The 18389-nt window shown below is 49.8% G+C and carries 20 protein-coding genes; all 20 read left to right on the top strand.

The genetic code is table 11. The annotated features are described in order from the left end of the window. The first annotated feature begins 72 nt into the window (after positions 1-72). The 20 genes from FOC72_RS07865 (at position 73) to FOC72_RS07770 (ending at position 18368) form a co-directional block, all read left to right on the top strand. Positions 73-747 (top strand): CbiQ family ECF transporter T component, encoded by a 675-nt coding sequence (locus FOC72_RS07865; protein ID WP_032914256.1) that lies wholly within the window; start codon positions 73-75, stop codon positions 745-747. Positions 748-809: 62 nt separating this feature from the next. Continuing rightward, entirely contained in the window at positions 810-1625 is an 816-nt protein-coding gene (locus tag FOC72_RS07860) for an energy-coupling factor ABC transporter ATP-binding protein (protein ID WP_002896446.1), read from the top strand. Next, complete coding sequence (locus tag FOC72_RS07855) at positions 1610-3109, top strand: cobyric acid synthase (RefSeq protein WP_002896445.1); 1500 nt, start codon at positions 1610-1612, stop codon at positions 3107-3109. The genes FOC72_RS07860 and FOC72_RS07855 overlap by 16 nt, the downstream gene beginning before the upstream one ends. Further along, positions 3106-3681, top strand: a complete 576-nt coding sequence (locus tag FOC72_RS07850; RefSeq protein ID WP_002896444.1) for a cob(I)yrinic acid a,c-diamide adenosyltransferase — start codon at positions 3106-3108, stop codon at positions 3679-3681. The genes FOC72_RS07855 and FOC72_RS07850 overlap by 4 nt, the downstream gene beginning before the upstream one ends. Before the next feature lie 11 nt (positions 3682-3692). After that, a complete protein-coding gene (locus tag FOC72_RS07845; RefSeq protein ID WP_002896443.1) occupies positions 3693-4124 on the top strand; it encodes a precorrin-2 dehydrogenase/sirohydrochlorin ferrochelatase family protein in 432 nt (143 codons plus the stop codon). 15 nt (positions 4125-4139) lie between these two features. Next, positions 4140-5393: a glutamyl-tRNA reductase gene (gene hemA, locus FOC72_RS07840; RefSeq protein ID WP_002896441.1), complete on the top strand. Its 1254-nt coding sequence runs from the start codon at positions 4140-4142 to the stop codon at positions 5391-5393. Continuing rightward, the gene (gene hemC / locus FOC72_RS07835) at positions 5380-6300 is read left to right on the top strand and encodes a hydroxymethylbilane synthase (RefSeq protein ID WP_002896439.1); all 921 of its coding nucleotides are present in this window, start codon (positions 5380-5382) and stop codon (positions 6298-6300) included. The genes hemA and hemC overlap by 14 nt, the downstream gene beginning before the upstream one ends. Beyond that, positions 6285-7010, top strand: a complete 726-nt coding sequence (locus FOC72_RS07830) for a uroporphyrinogen-III synthase (protein ID WP_002896438.1) — start codon at positions 6285-6287, stop codon at positions 7008-7010. Before hemC ends, FOC72_RS07830 begins: the two co-directional genes overlap by 16 nt. Then, on the top strand, positions 6997-7968 hold the full coding sequence (gene hemB, locus FOC72_RS07825; protein WP_002896435.1) for a porphobilinogen synthase: 972 nt from the start codon (positions 6997-6999) through the stop codon (positions 7966-7968). Before FOC72_RS07830 ends, hemB begins: the two co-directional genes overlap by 14 nt. Before the next feature lie 43 nt (positions 7969-8011). Continuing rightward, positions 8012-9310, top strand: a complete 1299-nt coding sequence (hemL, locus tag FOC72_RS07820; protein ID WP_002896433.1) for a glutamate-1-semialdehyde 2,1-aminomutase — start codon at positions 8012-8014, stop codon at positions 9308-9310. Further along, entirely contained in the window at positions 9303-9887 is a 585-nt protein-coding gene (cobU, locus tag FOC72_RS07815; protein WP_002896430.1) for a bifunctional adenosylcobinamide kinase/adenosylcobinamide-phosphate guanylyltransferase, read from the top strand. Before hemL ends, cobU begins: the two co-directional genes overlap by 8 nt. Continuing rightward, complete coding sequence (cobS, locus tag FOC72_RS07810; RefSeq protein ID WP_002896428.1) at positions 9884-10612, top strand: adenosylcobinamide-GDP ribazoletransferase; 729 nt, start codon at positions 9884-9886, stop codon at positions 10610-10612. Before cobU ends, cobS begins: the two co-directional genes overlap by 4 nt. Further along, complete coding sequence (locus FOC72_RS07805) at positions 10609-11181, top strand: histidine phosphatase family protein (RefSeq protein WP_002896426.1); 573 nt, start codon at positions 10609-10611, stop codon at positions 11179-11181. Before cobS ends, FOC72_RS07805 begins: the two co-directional genes overlap by 4 nt. Positions 11182-11236: 55 nt before the next feature. Then, complete coding sequence (locus FOC72_RS07800; protein ID WP_002896425.1) at positions 11237-12340, top strand: NADH-dependent flavin oxidoreductase; 1104 nt, start codon at positions 11237-11239, stop codon at positions 12338-12340. A 116-nt stretch (positions 12341-12456) separates the two neighbouring features. Continuing rightward, entirely contained in the window at positions 12457-14052 is a 1596-nt protein-coding gene (locus FOC72_RS07795; RefSeq protein ID WP_002896424.1) for an ABC transporter substrate-binding protein, read from the top strand. Positions 14053-14055: 3 nt separating this feature from the next. Further along, on the top strand, positions 14056-14838 hold the full coding sequence (locus FOC72_RS07790) for an ATP-binding cassette domain-containing protein (protein ID WP_002896423.1): 783 nt from the start codon (positions 14056-14058) through the stop codon (positions 14836-14838). Then, the gene (locus tag FOC72_RS07785; RefSeq protein ID WP_002896422.1) at positions 14835-15605 is read left to right on the top strand and encodes an ABC transporter ATP-binding protein; all 771 of its coding nucleotides are present in this window, start codon (positions 14835-14837) and stop codon (positions 15603-15605) included. Before FOC72_RS07790 ends, FOC72_RS07785 begins: the two co-directional genes overlap by 4 nt. Then, the gene (locus FOC72_RS07780; protein WP_002896421.1) at positions 15595-16578 is read left to right on the top strand and encodes a M14 family metallopeptidase; all 984 of its coding nucleotides are present in this window, start codon (positions 15595-15597) and stop codon (positions 16576-16578) included. Before FOC72_RS07785 ends, FOC72_RS07780 begins: the two co-directional genes overlap by 11 nt. Further along, positions 16571-17566, top strand: coding sequence for an ABC transporter permease (locus tag FOC72_RS07775; RefSeq protein WP_002896420.1), 996 nt, complete (start codon positions 16571-16573; stop codon positions 17564-17566). The genes FOC72_RS07780 and FOC72_RS07775 overlap by 8 nt, the downstream gene beginning before the upstream one ends. Further along, positions 17559-18368 carry an ABC transporter permease gene (locus FOC72_RS07770; RefSeq protein WP_002896419.1) on the top strand — a complete coding sequence of 270 codons (810 nt, stop codon included), beginning with the start codon at positions 17559-17561 and terminating at the stop codon, positions 18366-18368. Before FOC72_RS07775 ends, FOC72_RS07770 begins: the two co-directional genes overlap by 8 nt. The last annotated feature ends 21 nt before the right edge of the window (positions 18369-18389 follow it).

Here is an 18389-nt window from a genome sequence, read left to right as displayed (position 1 = left end):
AGCTTGTTTGGGACCGGAGCTGCTCTGTACTGGGGGTATGGTAAAAACAAAGCTAGAAAGGAGTACCTCCACTTGTTTGCGATTGATAAATACGCCTATCAAAATCGGCTGAAAAATCTACCGGTTGCTTATAAATTTGTCATCTATCTGCTCTTGTTAGCTGTCAGCTTTTCTGGTGTCAGGATTCTGCAGCTAGGACTTATCGTCTTGATGGCGCCTCTGACTTGCTATGTGGCTCGGCTTCCGTGGCTGCGCTATCTGAAGTGGTATCTGCATGCCAGTATCTTTATCCTGATTAGTCTCTTGACCTTTGTCTTGACCTATCAGAACAGTCAGGAGCAGCTCTTGCTGGCCTTGCCTTTGGGTCAGGGCTATCTGGGCATCAGCCAATCCTCTGTCCAGCAGACCATTTTTATCCTCTTGCGCATCTATTCATCCTTGGTTTCGACTTATTTCTTTGTCCTGACGGTGCCTTTTGCTCAGATGCTGCGGCTGTTTAAAGCTATGCATGTTCCACGGGTACTGCTAGACTTGATTGTCCTCATGTATCGCTTCATTTTCCTGGTCTTCTATGAGTTTGTGACCATTCGGGATACCTTGGACTTGAAATTCTCCTTTTACAATAAAAGGAAGCAACACCAAGCTTGGGGCAGATTAGCCAATACTCTTTTTGTTAAATTGCTAGATGATAATCAGCATTTAAATGAAGTACTGACGCTAAGATTTGATGCAGAGCACAGTGAATAATGAAAGCGCATTTACAATAAGACTGCTTTTATACTATAATGGAAAGTAGATAGGAAACATAGATGTTACAAGTAAAGAATATTTCTTTTTCGTATGACGAAAATCCAACGCTGCACGATATTTCTATGGACTTCGAAGAGGGCCGGATTACTGGCATTCTGGGAGTCAACGGTTCAGGTAAGTCTACCATCATGAAAATCATCACCCGACTGCTCCAACCGCAGAAGGGCAGTGTTTTATATGATGGTCAGCCTGTAGGCGACTCTAAGAAGGCCTTGTTCCAGTATCGGCAGCATGTCAATATGGTCTTTCAGAATCCAGAGCAGCAGCTCTTTTATACCATTGTGAAGGACGATATTGGCATGGCCTTGGAAAACTTAGGCTATGAAGAAGACGAGATAACCAGCAGAGTGGCGACGGCTTTAGAGATGATGGACATTTCTCATCTGCAGGACAGACCGCTGCAGTATCTGAGCTATGGCCAGAAAAAGCGGGTGGCTATTGCTGGCATGCTGGCCCTGCAGCCCAAGTATCTGCTGCTTGATGAGCCTACGGCAGGATTGGATCCCAAAGGGCGGGACCAGATGGCAGCGACCATGAAAAAGCTGGTTCAGGCTGGGACAAACATCATCGTATCCAGCCATGACATGGATCTGATGTATGACTGCTGTGACTATGCCTACCTGCTGCAGAAGGGGCATTTGATTGCGGAGGGCAGCAAGTTTGATTTCTTCCAGCAGGGAAATCTGCTAGTAGAGGCAGGCTTGGCTGTGCCTTGGATTGTCAAGCTTCATCAGACTATCCAGACGCCACTGGCAGAAAATGAAGCTGCTTTCTTTGAGCAGCTAGGAGGAAATGTAAAATGGTCAAATCATTGATGGTACAGGGAACTGCCTCTGATGCTGGGAAGAGCATTATAGCGGCGGGTCTCTGCCGGATTTTCAAGCAGGATGGCCTAGAAGTGGTGCCTTTTAAGTCGCAAAATATGGCGCTTAATTCCTTTATCACCAAAAAAGGGGATGAAATGGGCCGGGCTCAGGTCGTTCAGGCTGAGGCAGCTGGCAAAGAGCCGGATGTCCGCATGAATCCAGTCCTGCTCAAACCCACCTCTGACCGCAAGTCTCAGGTTGTTTTTTTAGGCCGTGTACTGCGGGATATGGATGCTGTCGAATACCATGAATACAAGCAGCAGCTCCTGCCTAAGATTAAGGAAGTCTATGATGAGCTAGGTGCTGAGAATGATATCATCGTCATTGAGGGCGCTGGCAGTCCAGCTGAAATCAATCTCAATGACCGAGACATTGTCAATATGGGCATGGCCAAGCTGGTTGATGCGCCAGTGATTTTAGTGGCGGATATTGATAAGGGAGGCGTCTTTGCCTCTATCTACGGAACGATTGAGCTCATGCCGCCTGAGGACCGCAAGCGGATCAAGGGTGTTATTATCAATAAATTCCGTGGCGATGTGGCCCTGCTGCAATCCGGCATTGATATGATTGAGGAGCTGACCCAGGTGCCGGTTATCGGAGTCGTGCCTTATGCCCAGCTGGATATTGACAGCGAAGACAGTGTGGCATTGGTGCAGAAGAGCCGGCGCTTTGATAGCAGAAAGAGTCTGGATATCGCAGTTGTCAGCCTCAAGCGTCTGTCCAACTTTACGGATTTTCATAGTCTAGAAATCCAACCAGATGTTTCTGTCCGCTATGTCCAGCCTGGGGATGCAATCGGTCGGCCAGATCTCTTGATTCTGCCGGGCAGTAAAAACACCATCGAAGACATGAACTATCTGAGAGAGTCTGGTCTTGAAGCCGAGATTCTCGAGTGTCTGGAGCAGGGCGTGCGAATCTTTGGAATCTGCGGCGGCTATCAGCTGCTGGGGCAGAAGATTAGCGACCCGCTGCACCTTGAGTCTGACTTAGAGGAGATTAGCGGGCTGGGTATTTTAGAGACAGAGACGGTGCTTCAGCCGGTCAAACGGACGACACAGGTCAGAGCCCTGCATGAGGGGCAAGAGCTAGAGGGCTACGAGATTCACATGGGAGAAACCCAGCTTGCGGATAGTCTGGATCCATTTTCCATCATCAAGGAGCAAAATGGTGAGGCAACCGAGCGTCCAGATGGAGCTGTGGCTTATGGCGGGCAGGTGCAAGGGACCTACCTTCATGGAGTCTTTGACAATCTAGAATGGACTCGTCAGTACCTGAATGAACTTCGGCTGGCTAAGGGCTTAGAGCCGCTAGAGGACCAGCTTGTCAGTATCAAAGACTTTAAAGATAGAGAGTATGATAAGTTGGCAGACGTCCTGCGCCAGTCTTTGGATATGGAGCAGATTTATCAAATCATCAACAGAGAAGAAAAATGAGAATTTATACGAAATACGGTGACAAGGGCTTTACTCGGCTCTACGGTGGGGACCGAGTATCCAAGACCCATATTCGGGTCGAAGCTTATGGAACGATGGATGAGCTATGCTCTCATCTAGGCTATGTCGTATCTGAGATGCGTGACTATCCCATCTTGGATGACCTGCGTCTGGAATGCGAGGAAATCCAGCAGCATCTCTTTGACTGTGGCAGCGACTTGGCGACACCGAGGGAATTACGCCCCTACAAGCAAGAGCCAGCCAATGTCAGCTGGCTGGAGGAGCGGATGGATGAGTATATGCATATTCCTCCGAAAATCGACCGCTTTATCATTCCGGGCGGCCATCGGATTGCGAGTCTTCTGCATGTGGCCCGCACCATGACCAGACGCTTGGAGCGCCGGATGGTGGCTGTTATAGAGGCAGATGAAGCGGTCAATGAGATAGGCTTGATCTACATCAACCGCCTGTCAGATTACTTTTTTGTGCTGGCTCGATTGGTCAATGACCGTTTAGAGGAGCCAGATACAATCTACAAACGCAGCGCAAAAATCTTTCGGGAAAAGAAATAGGAGAAGCTAGCATGTATCCAGTCATGATTAATATCAGAGAGAAGAAAGTCGTGGTAGTGGGAGGCGGCAAGGTCGCAGCGCGGAAGATTAAGACCCTGCTGGCTGAGCAGGCTGCTGTGACAGTGGTCAGTCCGACTCTGCATGCTGACATTCCTCAGGCGGAGATCCAATGGCTAGCTAGACCCTACCAGACAGGCGATTTGGAAGGCGCAAAGCTAGTCTTTGCCTGTACAGATCAGGCGGAAGTCAACCGTCAGATTATGGAGGATGCGGCACCCAGTCAGCTGGTAAACAATACGGGCGACAAGACCTTTTCTGACTTCTACAATGTAGCCATTGCGAGAAAGAAGGACGTATCTGTCATGATCTCGACCAACGGCCTCTCGCCCAGCCGTTCCAAGGAGATTCGCAAGAAGATAGAAGCAATTTTAGACCAACTTTAAAAGAAGGAAAGAAACATGCACCTATTATATGTGGGTTTGACCCATCGGGAAACACCGCTGACAATTTTGGAAAGAGCGCATTTTTCAGATCAGGAGGGGCTTAAAGCTCTGAAGCTCCTGAAAAGAGAAAAAAGTATCTTGGAAAATATCATCCTGTCCACCTGCAATCGGACCGAGCTCTATCTGGTGGTGGACCAGCTGCATACTGGCCGCTACTATTCTAAACATTTTTTGGCTGACTGGTTTCAGATTCCTGTCAAGGAGCTGGAAGAGTATTTAGTCTTTCGTGAGGGGGATGAGGCCTTGCGGCATCTGCTGCGGGTCTCTATCGGATTGGAATCCAAGATTGTCGGTGAAAGTCAGGTCTTGGGCCAGCTCAAGCAGGCTTTCCTGACAGCGCAAGATGCTGGTACGACTGGAATTGTCCTCAATCAGGCTTTCAAGCAGGCGCTGACCTTTGCCAAGCGCATGCATGATACTTATCGAATCAATGACCGGCCTATTTCTATCGGCCTGACCGCCATCCAAGAATTGGATCGACTGGGGCTGGATTACAGTACTAAAAAGGTAGCTGTGATCGGTATGGGAGAGATTGGTCAGCTGGTGACCAAGTATGCTCTGCAGCGGCCATTCGAATCCGTCATGCTGCTCAACCGGACGGTCAGCAAGGCCCAAGCATTTCTGACAGAGGACAGGGTATCTGCCCATGGCTGGGATGAATTGGAAGCGGTGCTGGCGGATGCGGATGTGGTTTTTTCGGCAGTTAAAACGGAAGAATACATTATCTTTCCCTCTATGGTTAAGGCGGATACAATCGTGTTTGACCTCTGTCTGCCGCGTTCCTGCCATCCGAGCTCGTCTCTGAAGCTCTATAATATCGAAAATCTAACCAATCAACTGGAGCAATACAAAGCGGAGCGGCAGGAGATTGCCGGTCGGATTGCTTTGGAGATTGATGAGGAGCTGGTCAAGTTTGCTGACTGGCGTCAGCAACTGGGCATTATTCCTCTGATTCAGGAAATCAGGGATAAGGCTTTGGAAGCTCAAGCTTCGGCCATGGAAAGCCTTAATCGTAAGTTTCCGGATTTGACCGAGCGGGAGCAGAAGCAGATTTCCAAGCACATGAAGAGTATTATCAACCAAGTCTTGAAGGAGCCAATCTTGCAGCTCAAAGAGCTGTCAGTCGGAGAGCATTCAGACTATGACATTGCCTTGATTGCCAAGATATTTGGCTTGCACAGAGAAAGGGGAAAAGATGAAGGTCATTAAGGTAGGAACCCGCAAGAGTAAGCTGGCTATGACCCAGACCCAGCAGTTAGTGGACCAGCTCAAGGCGATCCATCCAGAGCGGGATTTTGTCCTCGTTCCCTATACCACAAAAGGAGATCGCTTGACCCATGTCAGCCTCCAGGAAATTGGCGGCAAGGGAGTCTTTGTCAAGGAAATCGAACGAGCCCTCTTAGCTGGTGAGATTGATATGGCGGTCCACAGTCTCAAGGACATGCCGGCTAAGCTAGCTGAGGGCTGTGCGCTCGGTGCGATTAGTCAGCGAGAAGATGTTCGAGATTGCTTGATTTTCCGTCAAGCTGGCCAGACGCTGGCTAATCTTCCTGAGGGCGCTCTTATAGGAACCAGCAGCATTCGCCGGCAGGTTCAGCTGCAGGCTCAGAGGCCGGATTTGACTTTCAAGCCACTTCGGGGCAACATTGATACACGCATCAAGAAGCTGGAAGAGGGTGAATACGATGCGATTGTCTTGGCTATGGCCGGTCTTAAACGCTTGGGCTGGCTGGACCAAAGCCGACTTCACATTCAGACTTTAGAGACCAGTCTTTGTCTGCCGGCTATTTCTCAGGGCGCTTTGGCGGTGGAATGCCGGGAAGAGGATGAGGAGCTGCGGAGTCTATTAGCGGCTGTTCAGGATGAGAAGACAGCCGCTGAAGTGGCAGTTGAGCGAGCAGTTTTGGCTCAGATGAATGCAGACTGTACCTTCCCTATCGCTGCTTTTGCCCAGAAAAACGGTCAGGGCTATCAGCTAGAGGCCATGCTGGCTAAGGAGGACGGCCAATGCATCTTTGTCAGCCTTCAAGGGCAGGATGGTCAGGAATTAGCTGAGCAGGCTGTACGCCAGTTAGCCGATAAGGGAGCAGTAGGAATGCCATGGTTAAAAAAATAATCTTTACCAGGGAGCAGGCGCCGGACTCTGCCTGGCTAGAAAAGATCAGACAGGCTGGATTTGAGACGCATCATGTTCCTCTCATTCGCTGTCAGTCTCTGCCCTTGCCAGAAGCTGTCCAAGCAATTCTGTCAGAAGCTGACTGGGTCTTTTTTACCAGTGCTGTCGCAGTGGAGGCTTTCAGTCCCTATCTGAAAGCTGACTACCAGATTGCGACCATTGGGCCGCAGACCAGTCAGGCGCTGGACAAACTAGGCAGAGCCTGTGATTTTCAGGCCAGCAGCCACTATGGTCTTGACTTTATTCAGGAGTGGCTGGATTTGGCTCTGCCAACGCAGAAGATCTTGCTGCCCCAGAGCAGCTTGTCCAATCCCAGTCTGGCTGAGACATTAAAAGAAGCAGGTCATGATGTCTGGGCTTGGCCTATGTACGAAACGACCTCAAATCCTGCTGGTCAGGACCAGCTCCAGACCTATCTGTCCCAGGAGAATGTGATTTGGACCTTTGCCAGTCCATCGGCTTGGCAGAGTTTTTGTGCTATTAAGCCCCATCTAGCATCCAGTCATCAGATCGCAGTGATTGGCCAGACAACGGCTCAGGCGGTTAAGGAGTCTGGCTATGGGGTAGACTACCAGCCCCAGAGTCCTTCTGTTGAGGAAATGGTCAAGGAAATAATCAAGAAAGAAGAGAAGAAGCATGGAATTTTATAGACATCGCAGGCTAAGAAGAAGTAGCGGTCTGCGGCAGCTGGTTCGAGAAACCAAACTGTCTGTGGATGATTTTATCCAACCCTTGTTTGTCAAGGAAGGCTTGACTGAAAAGCAAGAAGTAGCCTCCATGCCGGGAGTTTATCAGTTCTCCCTCGAGGATTTGCTGCCAGAAGTTCAGGAATGTGTAGACTTGGGCATTCGGGCTTTTATCGTCTTTGGCATTCCGTCAGAAAAGGACGAAATAGGCAGTCAGGCTTCAGCTGAAAATGGCATTGTCCAAGAAGCTATCCGTCTAATCAAGAAGCATTTTCCTGAGACGGTCGTCATTGCAGACACCTGTCTCTGTGAGTTTACCAGTCATGGCCATTGCGGTATTTTGCGAGGGGAGGAAGTGGACAATGATCTGTCTCTGACTAGACTGACAGAAGTTGCTGTCAGCCAAGCCAGGGCTGGAGCAGATGTCATTGCGCCTTCCAATGCCATGGACGGTTTTGTGGTGGCTATCCGTCAGGGGCTTGATGCGGCGGGCTTTGAAGACATTCCCATCATGTCCTATGCGATTAAGTTTGCCTCTAGCTTTTATGGACCTTTCCGAGATGCAGGTGAGAGTGCTCCGGCCTTTGGCGACCGCAAGACCTATCAGATGGATCCGGCCAATCGCTTGGAAGCTCTTAGAGAAGCTAAGAGTGATGAGGAGCAGGGAGCAGACTTTCTTATGGTTAAGCCGGCTCTGGCCTTTCTGGATATCCTCAGAGAGCTACGCCAGGAAACCCGGCTGCCTCTGGTGACCTATAATGTCAGTGGAGAATACGCCATGGTCAAGGCAGCAGCTCAGCAGGGCTGGATCAATGAAAAAGCCATTGTCATGGAAACCTTGACCAGTATGAAGCGGGCTGGTGCAGACTTGATTATCACTTATTTTGCCAAAGATGCGGCCGGTTATCTGAAAGAAGGATAGAGACTGCGGAAAATCAGCAGTTTTCTAGATAAGGAGGACGAACTTGAAGAGAGAACATTCCAACCAATATTTCACAGAGGCTCAAAAGCTCTTTCCAGGCGGGGTTAATAGTCCTGTCAGGGCTTTTAAGGCTGTGGGCGGCCATCCGCTTTTTATCGAAAAAGCCAGCGGAGCCTATCTGCATGATGTCGATGGCAACCGCTATATTGACTACGTCCTGTCTTGGGGGCCTATGATTTTGGGGCATGCTCCTAAGGATGTGTTACCAGCAGTTGAGGAAGCTATTTGGGAGGGGACCAGCTTTGGTGCTCCGAGTCCCAGAGAGATTGCCCTTGGCCAGCTGGTGCAGGAGCGTCTGCCTTTCATGGAAAGAATGCGGATGGTCAATTCGGGAACGGAAGCGACCATGAGCGCCATTCGGGTAGCGCGTGGAGTGACCAAGCGCTCTAAAATTGTCAAATTTATCGGCTGCTATCATGGCCACAGCGATTCCTTTTTGGTTCAGGCTGGTTCAGGCTTGGCCAGCTTTGGGATTGCTGATTCTGCCGGAGTCATTGCTCAGGTAGCTGGGGAAACTCTGGCTTTGCCTTACAATGATACAGATGCTCTCAAGGCTTGCTTTGAAAAGCATGGAGATGACATCGCCTGTGTCATTTTAGAAGCAGTTGCTGGCAATATGGGCTTGATTCCAGCGGATGCGGACTTTATCAGTACTATTCGCTCCCTCACTCAGGAATACGGCTCTCTCTTTATCGTGGACGAGGTCATGAGTGGTTTCCGAGCTCATTATCAGGGGGCAGTTGGCCTCTATCAGACAGAGCCGGATCTGGTCTGCTTGGGCAAGGTTATCGGTGGCGGCTTCCCAGTCGCAGCCTTTGGCGGCAAGGCCATCTATATGGATCAGGTAGCGCCTCTAGGCAGCATCTATCAGGCCGGCACTTTGTCGGGCAATCCAGTCGCCATGACGGCCGGTTACGAAACGCTGAAACAGCTGACACCGGAGCTCTTTGCTGAGATTGAAGAGAAAACAAGCTACCTCTGTGATGGCTTACGAAGTCTAGCAGACAAGTACAGTATTGATTTGCAAGTCGTATCCAAAGGGACTATGTTTGGTTTCTTCTTCAGCCAGAAGCCAGTCCGCAATTTTGAGGATTCTAAGGCGGCTGACCATGCTCAGTTTGCAAGACTGCACGGTCTCTTGCTGGAAGAGGGCATCTATCTGGCGCCATCTCAGTATGAAACCAACTTTATGTCCAGTGCCCATACTAGAGTGGACCTAGACCAGACCTTGGCGGCCTTTGAGCAGGCATTTCAAGTAATGAAAGAAGAAGCAAATGGCTAAGATTGTGTTAGTGACAGGCGGTGCCAGAAGTGGCAAGTCGGCTTTTGCGGAGGAGAAGTTGGCGGATCGAGAGCGAGTCTGTTACATTGCGACTGGTCTTCCCCGAGGAGAAGATCCAGAATGGCAGGAGCGGATTCGGCTGCACCAAGAACGGCGGCCGGCTTCCTGGACGACTCAGGAGCAGTATGCAGGGCTGGCGGACTGGCTGCGAGAGCAGTCGCATCCAGTTTACCTGCTGGATTGTGCCACCCTTCTGACCAGCAATCGCCTCTTTGATTTAATTGACCAGCATTTTCCAGACAAGCTGGAGCTGACCGAGGAACACTTTCTCAGTCGACAGGAGCAGTCTTTCCTGCTGCAGCTCTTGGAAGAAGAATGGCAAGAGCTCCTATCTACAATCCGTCAGACAGATGCTGAGTGCTGGATTGTAACGGACGAGGTTGGGCTGGGCATTGTCCCAGAGACCAGACTAGGGCGCTTCTTCCGTGATGTGCAGGGCAAAGTCAACCAACTGATTGCAAAGGAGGCGAGTGAGGCTTATCTAGTCATCTGCGGCCTCGCTCAGCAGTTGAAATGATAAAGGCATTGATTATCTATACCCAATTTTTTAGCCGGATTGTGATTCCAAAGGCAGTGGATATCTCCTACTTGCGACGGGGACTTCCTTTTCTGACCCTCTTTGGTCTCTTGCTGGGTTTGATTTCAGGTGGATTTTATTTCCTGATAAGTCTAGTTCTGCCTGGAATGGTTGCTTGGGTTCTGACCCTTGCTTTCGATGTTTTGCTGACAGGTGGTTTTCACTTAGATGCCTTGGCGGATACGGCAGACGGGCTCTTCTCCTCTCGTAAGAAGGAGCGGATGCTGGAGATTATGAAGGACAGTCGGATTGGCAGCAATGGCGTTCTGGCACTCATTCTCTACTATGCTCTGATGCTGGTTCTCTACTCTTATCTGCCGGAGCCTCGCTGGTTTATCATGGCTAGTCTGACCATGATTGGCAAGGCTGGTCTGAGCCTACAGCTCTACCGGATGGCCTACGCCAGAGAAGGCGGCGGCTCGGGGAATTTCTTCAGTGGCAGCAAGACTAGTCATATCCTGCTTGCCCAGCTTTTGCCTTTGCTCCTGTCTCTGCTGGTTTTCAGCTGGAGAGGCCTTCTAGCTTACGGCTTGGTATTTCTGGGAGCAATCGGCTATCGCCGTTTCGTGTACAAGAAAATTGACGGCCACACAGGCGATACCTTAGGAGCCTATGTCGAAATTGCCCAGCTCCTCTATCTATTAGGATTGGTGGTACTAGGATGAAACGATGGTATCTGATGCGGCACGCTCAGACAGACTACAACCGCAGGCGCTGTTTCTACGGCAGCTATGATGTCTCTATCAACGAGCAAGGCCAAGCGGATGCCAAGCAGCTGCACTTTCTGATGCAGGAGCACCCAGTTGATGTGATTTACACCAGTTGTCTCAAACGGACGCAGGAAACAGCCCAGCTGGCTTTTCCAGAAAGGAAAGTCCAGCTCATAGCCGACTTTGATGAGCGGGGCTTTGGACAATGGGAAGGTTTGACAGCTGATGAGATTGAAGCGGCTTTTCCAGAAGTCTGGCAGGCTTGGCTGGAGGCCCCCTTTGAGGTCACGCCTCCTGAGGCAGAAGTTTTTGCTGACTTTCAGACTAGAGTTTGGGCAGCAACGGACCGCCTGCTAGATAGTGCTGATGAGTCAATGGCTCTAGTGGCTCATTTGGGAGTCCTTCGCTTGATTTACCAGCATTTGGTTGATGGAGAGGCTGTTTTTTGGAACATTGATGTCCCCCAAGGCCGAGTGCTACTCTTGGAAGAGCAGGACCAGACTTGGAAAGCAACCTTACTCTAATACTTAATGAACGTAAAATAATCAAAATGATTTATCTTGGGAAAGAGGTGACCAGATGAATACACAGATTCAGGATAAATTTACTTTTAAAAATGGTCAGACCATGCGCAATCGCGTTGTCTTGGCGCCCATGACCATCTGCGCGAGTGAGCCCGGTGGCTATGTATCTCAGGCAGATATTGACTTTTTTGCCCGCCGGTCTAGGTCGGTTGGTATGGTCATTACTGGCAGTACCTATGTCCATCCTCTGGGTAAGTCCTTTGCGGAGAGCTTCAGTGGCGCCGAGGACGATAAGATTGAGGGGCTTAGCCGTCTGGCCAAGGCCATTAAGGACCAAGGGGCTCTGGCTATTGTTCAGCTCTATCATGGTGGTCGCATGGTTCTGCCTGATTTGATTGACGGTCAGCCAGTAGCACCCAGTGCTGTCAAGGCTCCGCGCGATTATCTGGCAGAGCCGAGGGCGCTCAAGAACGCTGAAGTGGAGCAGGTGATAGAGGACTTTCTGTCAGCTATCAGACGGGCGATTCAGGCTGGCTTTGATGGCGTCGAGCTTCATGGCGCCAATACCTACCTGATCCAACAGTTTGTCTCTCCTCATTCAAATGTCCGTCAGGACAAGTGGGGCGGCAGTCTTAACAACCGCCTGCGCTTTCCAAAGACCTTGCTGAAAAGAGCCAAGCAACTAGTCAAAGAAGAGGCCGACCGCCCCTTCCTGATTGGCTACCGCTTTTCTCCAGAAGAGGTTGAAGAGCCAGGTATCCAGCTTTATGACACCCTGCAGTTGCTGGAGCAGCTCATCTATCATCAAGTGGACTATCTGCATATTTCGACCTCTGATGTCTGGCGCTCGTCTATCAGAGATTCTCAGGACTCAGAGCCAGTGATTCAGAAAATTATCAAAAAAATTAATAATAGAGTACCCCTTATTGGTGTTGGTCAGATAGAGACCAAGCAGGATGCCCAGCGAGTATTGGATGCGGGGATTCCGCTCTTTGCCCTCGGCAAGGCCCTGCTCCTAGACCCAGACTGGGCTGAAAAGGTTGTCTCCGGCCGAGAGGAAGAAGTCATCCGAACTTATCGCGATGAGTTGCAGGCTGACCTGGCTTTGCCAACTGCCTTTGTCGAAGATGCTCGAAGCTATCTGGAAGGAAAAGATTAAGACAAGCACATACCCAAGGAGGAAAGAGAATGAGCAATCACTTGTTTTTCACTCGTCTGCTCTCTCATCTTCAGGACATAGAACCACCTTAGACAGAGAGCGAAGCGTATTTAGATTTGACTAGGACAGACCGTCTTAAAGTAGTTTACAAAATAGAAAAGGAAGTTGATTATTTTATGAAACATTTTAAAAAAATTATGGCTCTAGCCTTGGCAGGCCTAGCCCTAGCCTCCTGTGTAAACCCTAGTAAAACCAGTGAGCCTACTGGCGATAGTGGCAGTAAGACTGTAACCATTGGCTACACTCAATTTCCAGCAAATGTAGATCCAGCAGCGGAATACAATGGCTGGTTCACGGTTCGTTACGGAGTGGGAGAAACCCTCTTTAAGATGGACGACAAACTTGAGGTAAAACCTTGGCTGGCTGAGAAAATCGAAGCAGTCTCAGACCTAGAGTGGAAAATTACCCTCAAGGATAAGGTGACCTTCCAAAATGGTGAAAAAATGACCGGTGAAAAGGTCAAAGCTTCTCTGGAACGCTTGATTAAGACAAGCGAGCGGGCAGCATCAGATATGGGCATTGACAGCATTTCTGCAGAGGGTCAAACCGTGACCATCAAGACAAAGGCTGTGCAGCCTATCATGGCGAATCTCTTGGCAGAGCCCTACTCCGCTATTGTCGATACGACTGGCAAGAGTGCATCTGACAAGGCTCCTGTCGGAACGGGACCTTACATGGTGACCAAGTACACTCCTGAGAGCGGAGCAGAGCTCAAGGCTTATGACGACTACTGGGATGGTAAGCCAAAAGTTGCTAATCTGAAGATTAAATACTTCTCTGATCCGACAGCTATTTCTGCAGCCCTCAAGTCTAAAGAAGTCGACGCTGTCTATGGTCTGCCTTATGCAAATCTAAGTACCTATGCTTCCGATAAGAACTACAAAATTTCTGAAGTAGAAGGTTCCCGCTACCTAGCTTACTACTATAACTTTGAAAATCCTTACGTAGCAGATGACAAGTTCCGTCAGGCTTTAGATACCTTGGTAGACAAGAAGACCTACTCAGAATCCCTCTTTAAAGGCTCAGCTGTACCAGCTGTTGGACCTTTCCCTAAAGGGTTTGCCTTTGCCCTGCAAAAGAGCGTCCATGAATTTAACGTAGACAAGGCTAAGAAACTCTTGGATGAAGCTGGCTACAAGGATACTGACGGCGATGGCTACCGTGAAAAAGACGGTCAAAAAGTCAGCATTGAGCTGCTGTCCTTTACTCGTCTGCCTGAAATGCCGCTGGCTGTAGAAGCAACCCAGCAACAGCTCAAGGAAGTCGGAATCGAAGCGACTATTAAGAAAGTTGAAGTCAGTGCCGTTTCCAGTGAAAAGGACTATGCCTTCACACCTTACGCTGTGGTAGCAGCTCCGATTGGTGACCCGTATGCCTTCTTCAACAGTGCTGTCAAGACCAATGGTACAGCCAATATCGGTCACTACAGCAACCCAGAAGCAGACAAGAAAATCGAAGAGTTAGCGACTGAAACTGATCCAGCTAAGCGCAATCAGCTCAGCAAGGAAATCCAAGAAATCATGGATAAGGACTACGGCTTTACTATTATCGGCTTCTTCAAGGTCGCTCTGGTGATGGACAAGTCCGTCTCTGGTTTGGAATCCCATCCGACAGATTACTATCACGTCAGCAACAAACTATCAAAGGAATAAAACATGCTGGAAATGAAAGATCTGCTGGTGCAGTCAGCAGATAAAGTCATTCTCGATCGGGTCTCCCTCTCTCTTGCTGAGGGGGAGTCCCTTTCGATTGTGGGCGAGAGTGGCAGTGGCAAGTCCACCCTGCTCAAGATGCTGCTTGGTCTCCCACTCAGGGGGCTGACAGTAGCAGGGGGCAGTATGGTCTTTGAAGGGCAGAAGATTCATCCCCAGAACCATCGCATTTATCTGCCTTTTGTAGGCCGAGAAGTGGCCTGGATTAGTCAGCATGCCAGTCTCAGCTTCAATAACCGCCGTAAGATCAAAAAGCATTATCAGGACTTGGTGAAAAATCAGGGCCAGAAAGCAGCAAATCTCCGTCCCTTGGAAGAATGTCTAGAAATGGTGGGACTGCTGCCTGAAAAAGTCGTCAATAAGTATCCTTTCGAACTTAGTGGCGGTATGATGCAGCTAGTCGGTGTGGCGCTAGCTCTAGCTAGCAGACCCAAACTATTGCTGGCTGATGAGCCGACTAGCGCTCTGGATGTCCTGTCGAAAATGAAGCTGCTTGATCTCTTGAGCAAGCTTCATCAGGAGGAAAAAATGGCCATTCTCTTTGTTACACATGATATCAGTGTGGCTGAGCATCTAGCGCAAAAAGTAGTTGTCATGAAAGAAGGGCAGATTGTCGAAAGTGGTCCAGCCCATCAAGTTCTTCGCCATCCTGAGCAGGCCTACACCCAGAAATTGCTGAAGGCCGTGCCTAAGCTAGCAGCATTTAGAGAAGGGGGGCAGCTATGAATCAAGTATTGGTTGGTCGCCAACTGACCTACGAGTACAGTCAGATAGGTGAGCGGAGAATCGGTGTATTTGATATTGACATTAGCTTGGAAAAGGGACAGGCTTTAGGGCTGGTCGGAGAGTCAGGCTCTGGTAAGAGTACCATTGCCAAACTCATCTGCCGCTTTTTAAAGCCGGACCAAGGGAAGCTAACCCTACTGGGCAAACCAGTCTATGACTACAAGGATAGGGAATACTATGCTCGGGTCCAGTATATTGCCCAGCAGCCCCAGTCGACTTTTCATCCCAAGCGCAGCATTCAGCAGAGCCTAGAAGAGGTCTGTCGAAACTTCTCTCTTTATCAGCAGCCGTCTGATAGGAAGCAAGTCATCCATGACTTGCTGAGATCGGTTGGTCTGACACCTGAGCTTGCTCAGAGGCTGCCACACCAGCTGAGTGGAGGAGAATGTCAGCGGGCAGCTATTGCCCGTGCCTTGCTGATTAATCCCGATGTGCTCATCTGCGATGAAATCACCAGTGCTCTGGATGTGACCGTTCAGTATGAAGTCATGCAGCTGCTGGCAGACATCAAGGAGCGCTCGCAGACCTCCTTTCTCTTCATCTCTCATGACATCGCTCTGGTCAGCAATTTTGCGGAAGATTTGGTCGTCCTCAAGGACGGAATCGTGCAGGAGAAGGGCAGCATGCGAGAGGTCGTCTCTGCTCCCAAGAGTGACTATACCAAGCTCCTACTCAGTCAGTACAGGGAGGATAAAGATGAGGATTAAGCAAGAACTAGACTCTATGGCTCCATGCAGCAGCTATCAAGGAAGTCTGCCCATCACGGATGAGCTGGCTATCCAGTACACTCTGCTCAAAGGACAGGCCTCCCAGCCCTTGCTGACCATCAGTGCTGCAGTCCATGGCTGTGAGTATGTCGGGGTTAAAGCGCTGATGGACTTGGCGCATGAGTGGGACTTTAACTTTCAGGGCTCTGTCCTCCTCCTGCATGCCGTCAATGTCAGCGGCTTTTGGGCTCGGGAGACGACGCTTGTACCTGAGGACGGCCTCAATCTAAACAGGATCTTTCAGGACCAAGAGCCAGTTTCCAGCCTCAGCTATCAGATTCGGTCTGTGATTGAGAGTCAGGTCTTTAGCGTCAGTGATTTCTTGATTGACCTGCACAGTGGCAATCGGGAAGAACTGCTGACACCTCATGGTTACTACTCTCTACGGGCCAATCCCGAGGTGGTCGAAAAGTCCTATCAGATGCTGCAGGCTTCTGGGACACCGATTATCTATCAATCTCAGGACTGTGGCAATCTTTATCACGCTGCCTCGGTAGATTATGGACTGCCTAGTATCCTGCTGGAGCGGGGAGAAAACGGCACCTGTCTGCCAGAGGATGTACTGGCCATGAAAGAGTCAGTCAAGCAAGTCGCCCGCTATCTTTTTGAAGGGACTATGCCTTATTATAAGCAGACTCCGCTGATCTTTGACGACAGTTATTATCTGACCTGTCAGAGGTCGGGCTGCTGGATGTGCTTTGTTCGGCCCAATCAAACAGTACAGGCTGGTCAGGTCATCGGTGAAATCTGTGATATTTATGGCAATATTTTAGAAAAGGTGACTGCTAAGGAAGACGGTCTGGTCCTCTATCAGAAAGCGACCTTGGTCGTCCACCAAGGCGAAGTGCTGCTGGCCGTTGCCAGCAAGAAGCCTGAAAGCTACCAGACATCTGAAAGGGAGGCGCATGATTAAATTTATTATCAAAACAATTCTGCAATTCGTCCTCATCCTGCTCTGCGTCAGCTTTATCTCCTTTTTGCTGGTTTATCTAGCACCGGGAGATCCGGCTGAGAGCATCCTCAACGCTCAGGGCATTCCTTTTACCAAGGAACTGCTGGAAATCAAGCGGGCTGAGATGGGTCTGAATGGCAGCTTTATGGAGCAATATCTGGCCTGGCTGGGCAGGATTGTCCATGGCGACTTTGGTGTGACCTATAATTCCGGAGCTTCGGTTTGGGAGCAGTTGGTTTTCTATTTTCCCAATACAGTCTACCTAGCTTTTTATACCCTGCTAGCAACTCTGGGAATTTCCCTGCCGACAGCTCTCTACACATCCTACCATGCTGGAAAGACAGTTGATCGCTTCCTGATGGCGGGTCTGGCTTTTCTGAATGCCATTCCTAGCTTTGTTATGGGGATTATCCTGATTCTGATCTTTTCTGTTCAGCTGCACTGGTTTCCCATTCAGGCAACGGCCAATGAGCTGGGCTTAGTCTTGCCAGTCATAACACTGGCCATGATCATGTCCACTCGCTATATTCCGCAGCTGCGAACCGCTTTGATAGAAGTGTTGCATTCGCCAGAAGTAGAAGGTGCGCGTGGTCGGGGGATTCGAGAGGGGCATATCCTGCTGCATGACGTGATTTACAATGTCCTGCCCTTTCTTCTCACCTTAGTCAGCCTTTCTCTTGGCTCGCTCTTGGGTGGTGTAGCTATTATTGAGCATCTCTTTTCCTGGCCGGGCATCGGTAAGATGCTGATTGGCGTAGTTGCCAAGCGGGATTATCCCCTCATTCAGGGTGCGGTCCTCTTTATCACAGCTGGGGTCTTGACTGTAAATCTAGTCTTTCAACTGCTTACGGTTTGGCTCAATCCTCGCGTCCGATTGGCTCAGGAAAATCCCAAACTGTTACCGCGTATGAAGAAATTAAAAGCAAGCAAGGAGGGTTCGTATGGATAAGAAAATCAATCGAAAACTCCTGGTCTTGGGCGGTTTCATCGTCCTGGCTCTGATCCTATCCTCCTTGGCCCCTCATCTCTTGGGTGACAGTTTGACCAAGGTCAATCTGGGCCAAGCCCTGCAAGGGCCGAGCAGCAGTGAGTGGTTCGGAACGGACGCTCTAGGCCGGTCTGTCTTTGCACGTGCTGTGAGCGGAGGTGCGGAAACAGTCCTGCCAGCCTTGATGATTCTGATGCTGATTGCGGTGGTGGGCTCCTTTATCGGGGTGACTAGCGCTTTTATCGGCGGGAAATTCGACCAGTTTATCTTGTTAGTTATCACGGCATTTCAGTCTTTCCCCTCTATCATTTTGGTTATTGCCATCGTCAGTATCTTGGGCATCGGCCTCCAGCAAACCCTCATCGCTATCTGCCTGACGGCCTGGACCAAGTATGCCTACCTGATGCGCTCCATGACCCTGCAGCTGAAAAATGAACCCTATATCCAGTCCTCGAAAATGTATGGCAATAGTTTTTGGACAAGCCTGAAAAACTATTATTTCCCCAGTCTTTTTCCTCAGATTCTGACAACCATGAGCTTTGATATTAGCACCATTATCATGGAAATCGCTGGCCTCAGCTTTGTCGGTCTGGGAGCTCAGGCACCATCGCCTGAGTGGGGAGCCATGATTAATGACGGCCGGATTTACATTCAGGAAGCCCCTTGGATTGTGGTCTTCCCTTGTATCTTGCTGATTCTGACCATTCTCCTCTTTACCGAGTTCGGAGACGCTCTGAATAGCAAGTACAACCGCATGAATTGATCATCAAAAAACATAAACTAT

This window comes from Streptococcus sanguinis, from assembly GCF_013343115.1.
Classification (GTDB): Bacteria; Bacillota; Bacilli; order Lactobacillales; family Streptococcaceae; genus Streptococcus; species Streptococcus sanguinis_H.
The sequence above is the reverse complement of the archived record's forward strand: the minus strand, read 5'-3'. Positions and strand labels throughout refer to the sequence as shown.

What these genes read in the sequence shown, in the direction of transcription:
- hemC (WP_002896439.1), top strand. Translation starts at nt 5,380, where the DNA reads ATGAAGGTCATTAAGGTAGGAACCCGCAAGAGTAAGCTGGCTATGACC.
- FOC72_RS07800 (WP_002896425.1), top strand. Translation starts at nt 11,237, where the DNA reads ATGAATACACAGATTCAGGATAAATTTACTTTTAAAAATGGTCAGACC.
- FOC72_RS07845 (WP_002896443.1), top strand. Translation starts at nt 3,693, where the DNA reads ATGTATCCAGTCATGATTAATATCAGAGAGAAGAAAGTCGTGGTAGTG.
- FOC72_RS07850 (WP_002896444.1), top strand. Translation starts at nt 3,106, where the DNA reads ATGAGAATTTATACGAAATACGGTGACAAGGGCTTTACTCGGCTCTAC.
- cobS (WP_002896428.1), top strand. Translation starts at nt 9,884, where the DNA reads ATGATAAAGGCATTGATTATCTATACCCAATTTTTTAGCCGGATTGTG.
- hemB (WP_002896435.1), top strand. Translation starts at nt 6,997, where the DNA reads ATGGAATTTTATAGACATCGCAGGCTAAGAAGAAGTAGCGGTCTGCGG.
- FOC72_RS07785 (WP_002896422.1), top strand. Translation starts at nt 14,835, where the DNA reads ATGAATCAAGTATTGGTTGGTCGCCAACTGACCTACGAGTACAGTCAG.
- FOC72_RS07780 (WP_002896421.1), top strand. Translation starts at nt 15,595, where the DNA reads ATGAGGATTAAGCAAGAACTAGACTCTATGGCTCCATGCAGCAGCTAT.
- FOC72_RS07805 (WP_002896426.1), top strand. Translation starts at nt 10,609, where the DNA reads ATGAAACGATGGTATCTGATGCGGCACGCTCAGACAGACTACAACCGC.
- FOC72_RS07770 (WP_002896419.1), top strand. Translation starts at nt 17,559, where the DNA reads ATGGATAAGAAAATCAATCGAAAACTCCTGGTCTTGGGCGGTTTCATC.
- FOC72_RS07830 (WP_002896438.1), top strand. Translation starts at nt 6,285, where the DNA reads ATGGTTAAAAAAATAATCTTTACCAGGGAGCAGGCGCCGGACTCTGCC.
- cobU (WP_002896430.1), top strand. Translation starts at nt 9,303, where the DNA reads ATGGCTAAGATTGTGTTAGTGACAGGCGGTGCCAGAAGTGGCAAGTCG.
- FOC72_RS07790 (WP_002896423.1), top strand. Translation starts at nt 14,056, where the DNA reads ATGCTGGAAATGAAAGATCTGCTGGTGCAGTCAGCAGATAAAGTCATT.
- FOC72_RS07855 (WP_002896445.1), top strand. Translation starts at nt 1,610, where the DNA reads ATGGTCAAATCATTGATGGTACAGGGAACTGCCTCTGATGCTGGGAAG.
- FOC72_RS07775 (WP_002896420.1), top strand. Translation starts at nt 16,571, where the DNA reads ATGATTAAATTTATTATCAAAACAATTCTGCAATTCGTCCTCATCCTG.
- hemA (WP_002896441.1), top strand. Translation starts at nt 4,140, where the DNA reads ATGCACCTATTATATGTGGGTTTGACCCATCGGGAAACACCGCTGACA.
- FOC72_RS07860 (WP_002896446.1), top strand. Translation starts at nt 810, where the DNA reads ATGTTACAAGTAAAGAATATTTCTTTTTCGTATGACGAAAATCCAACG.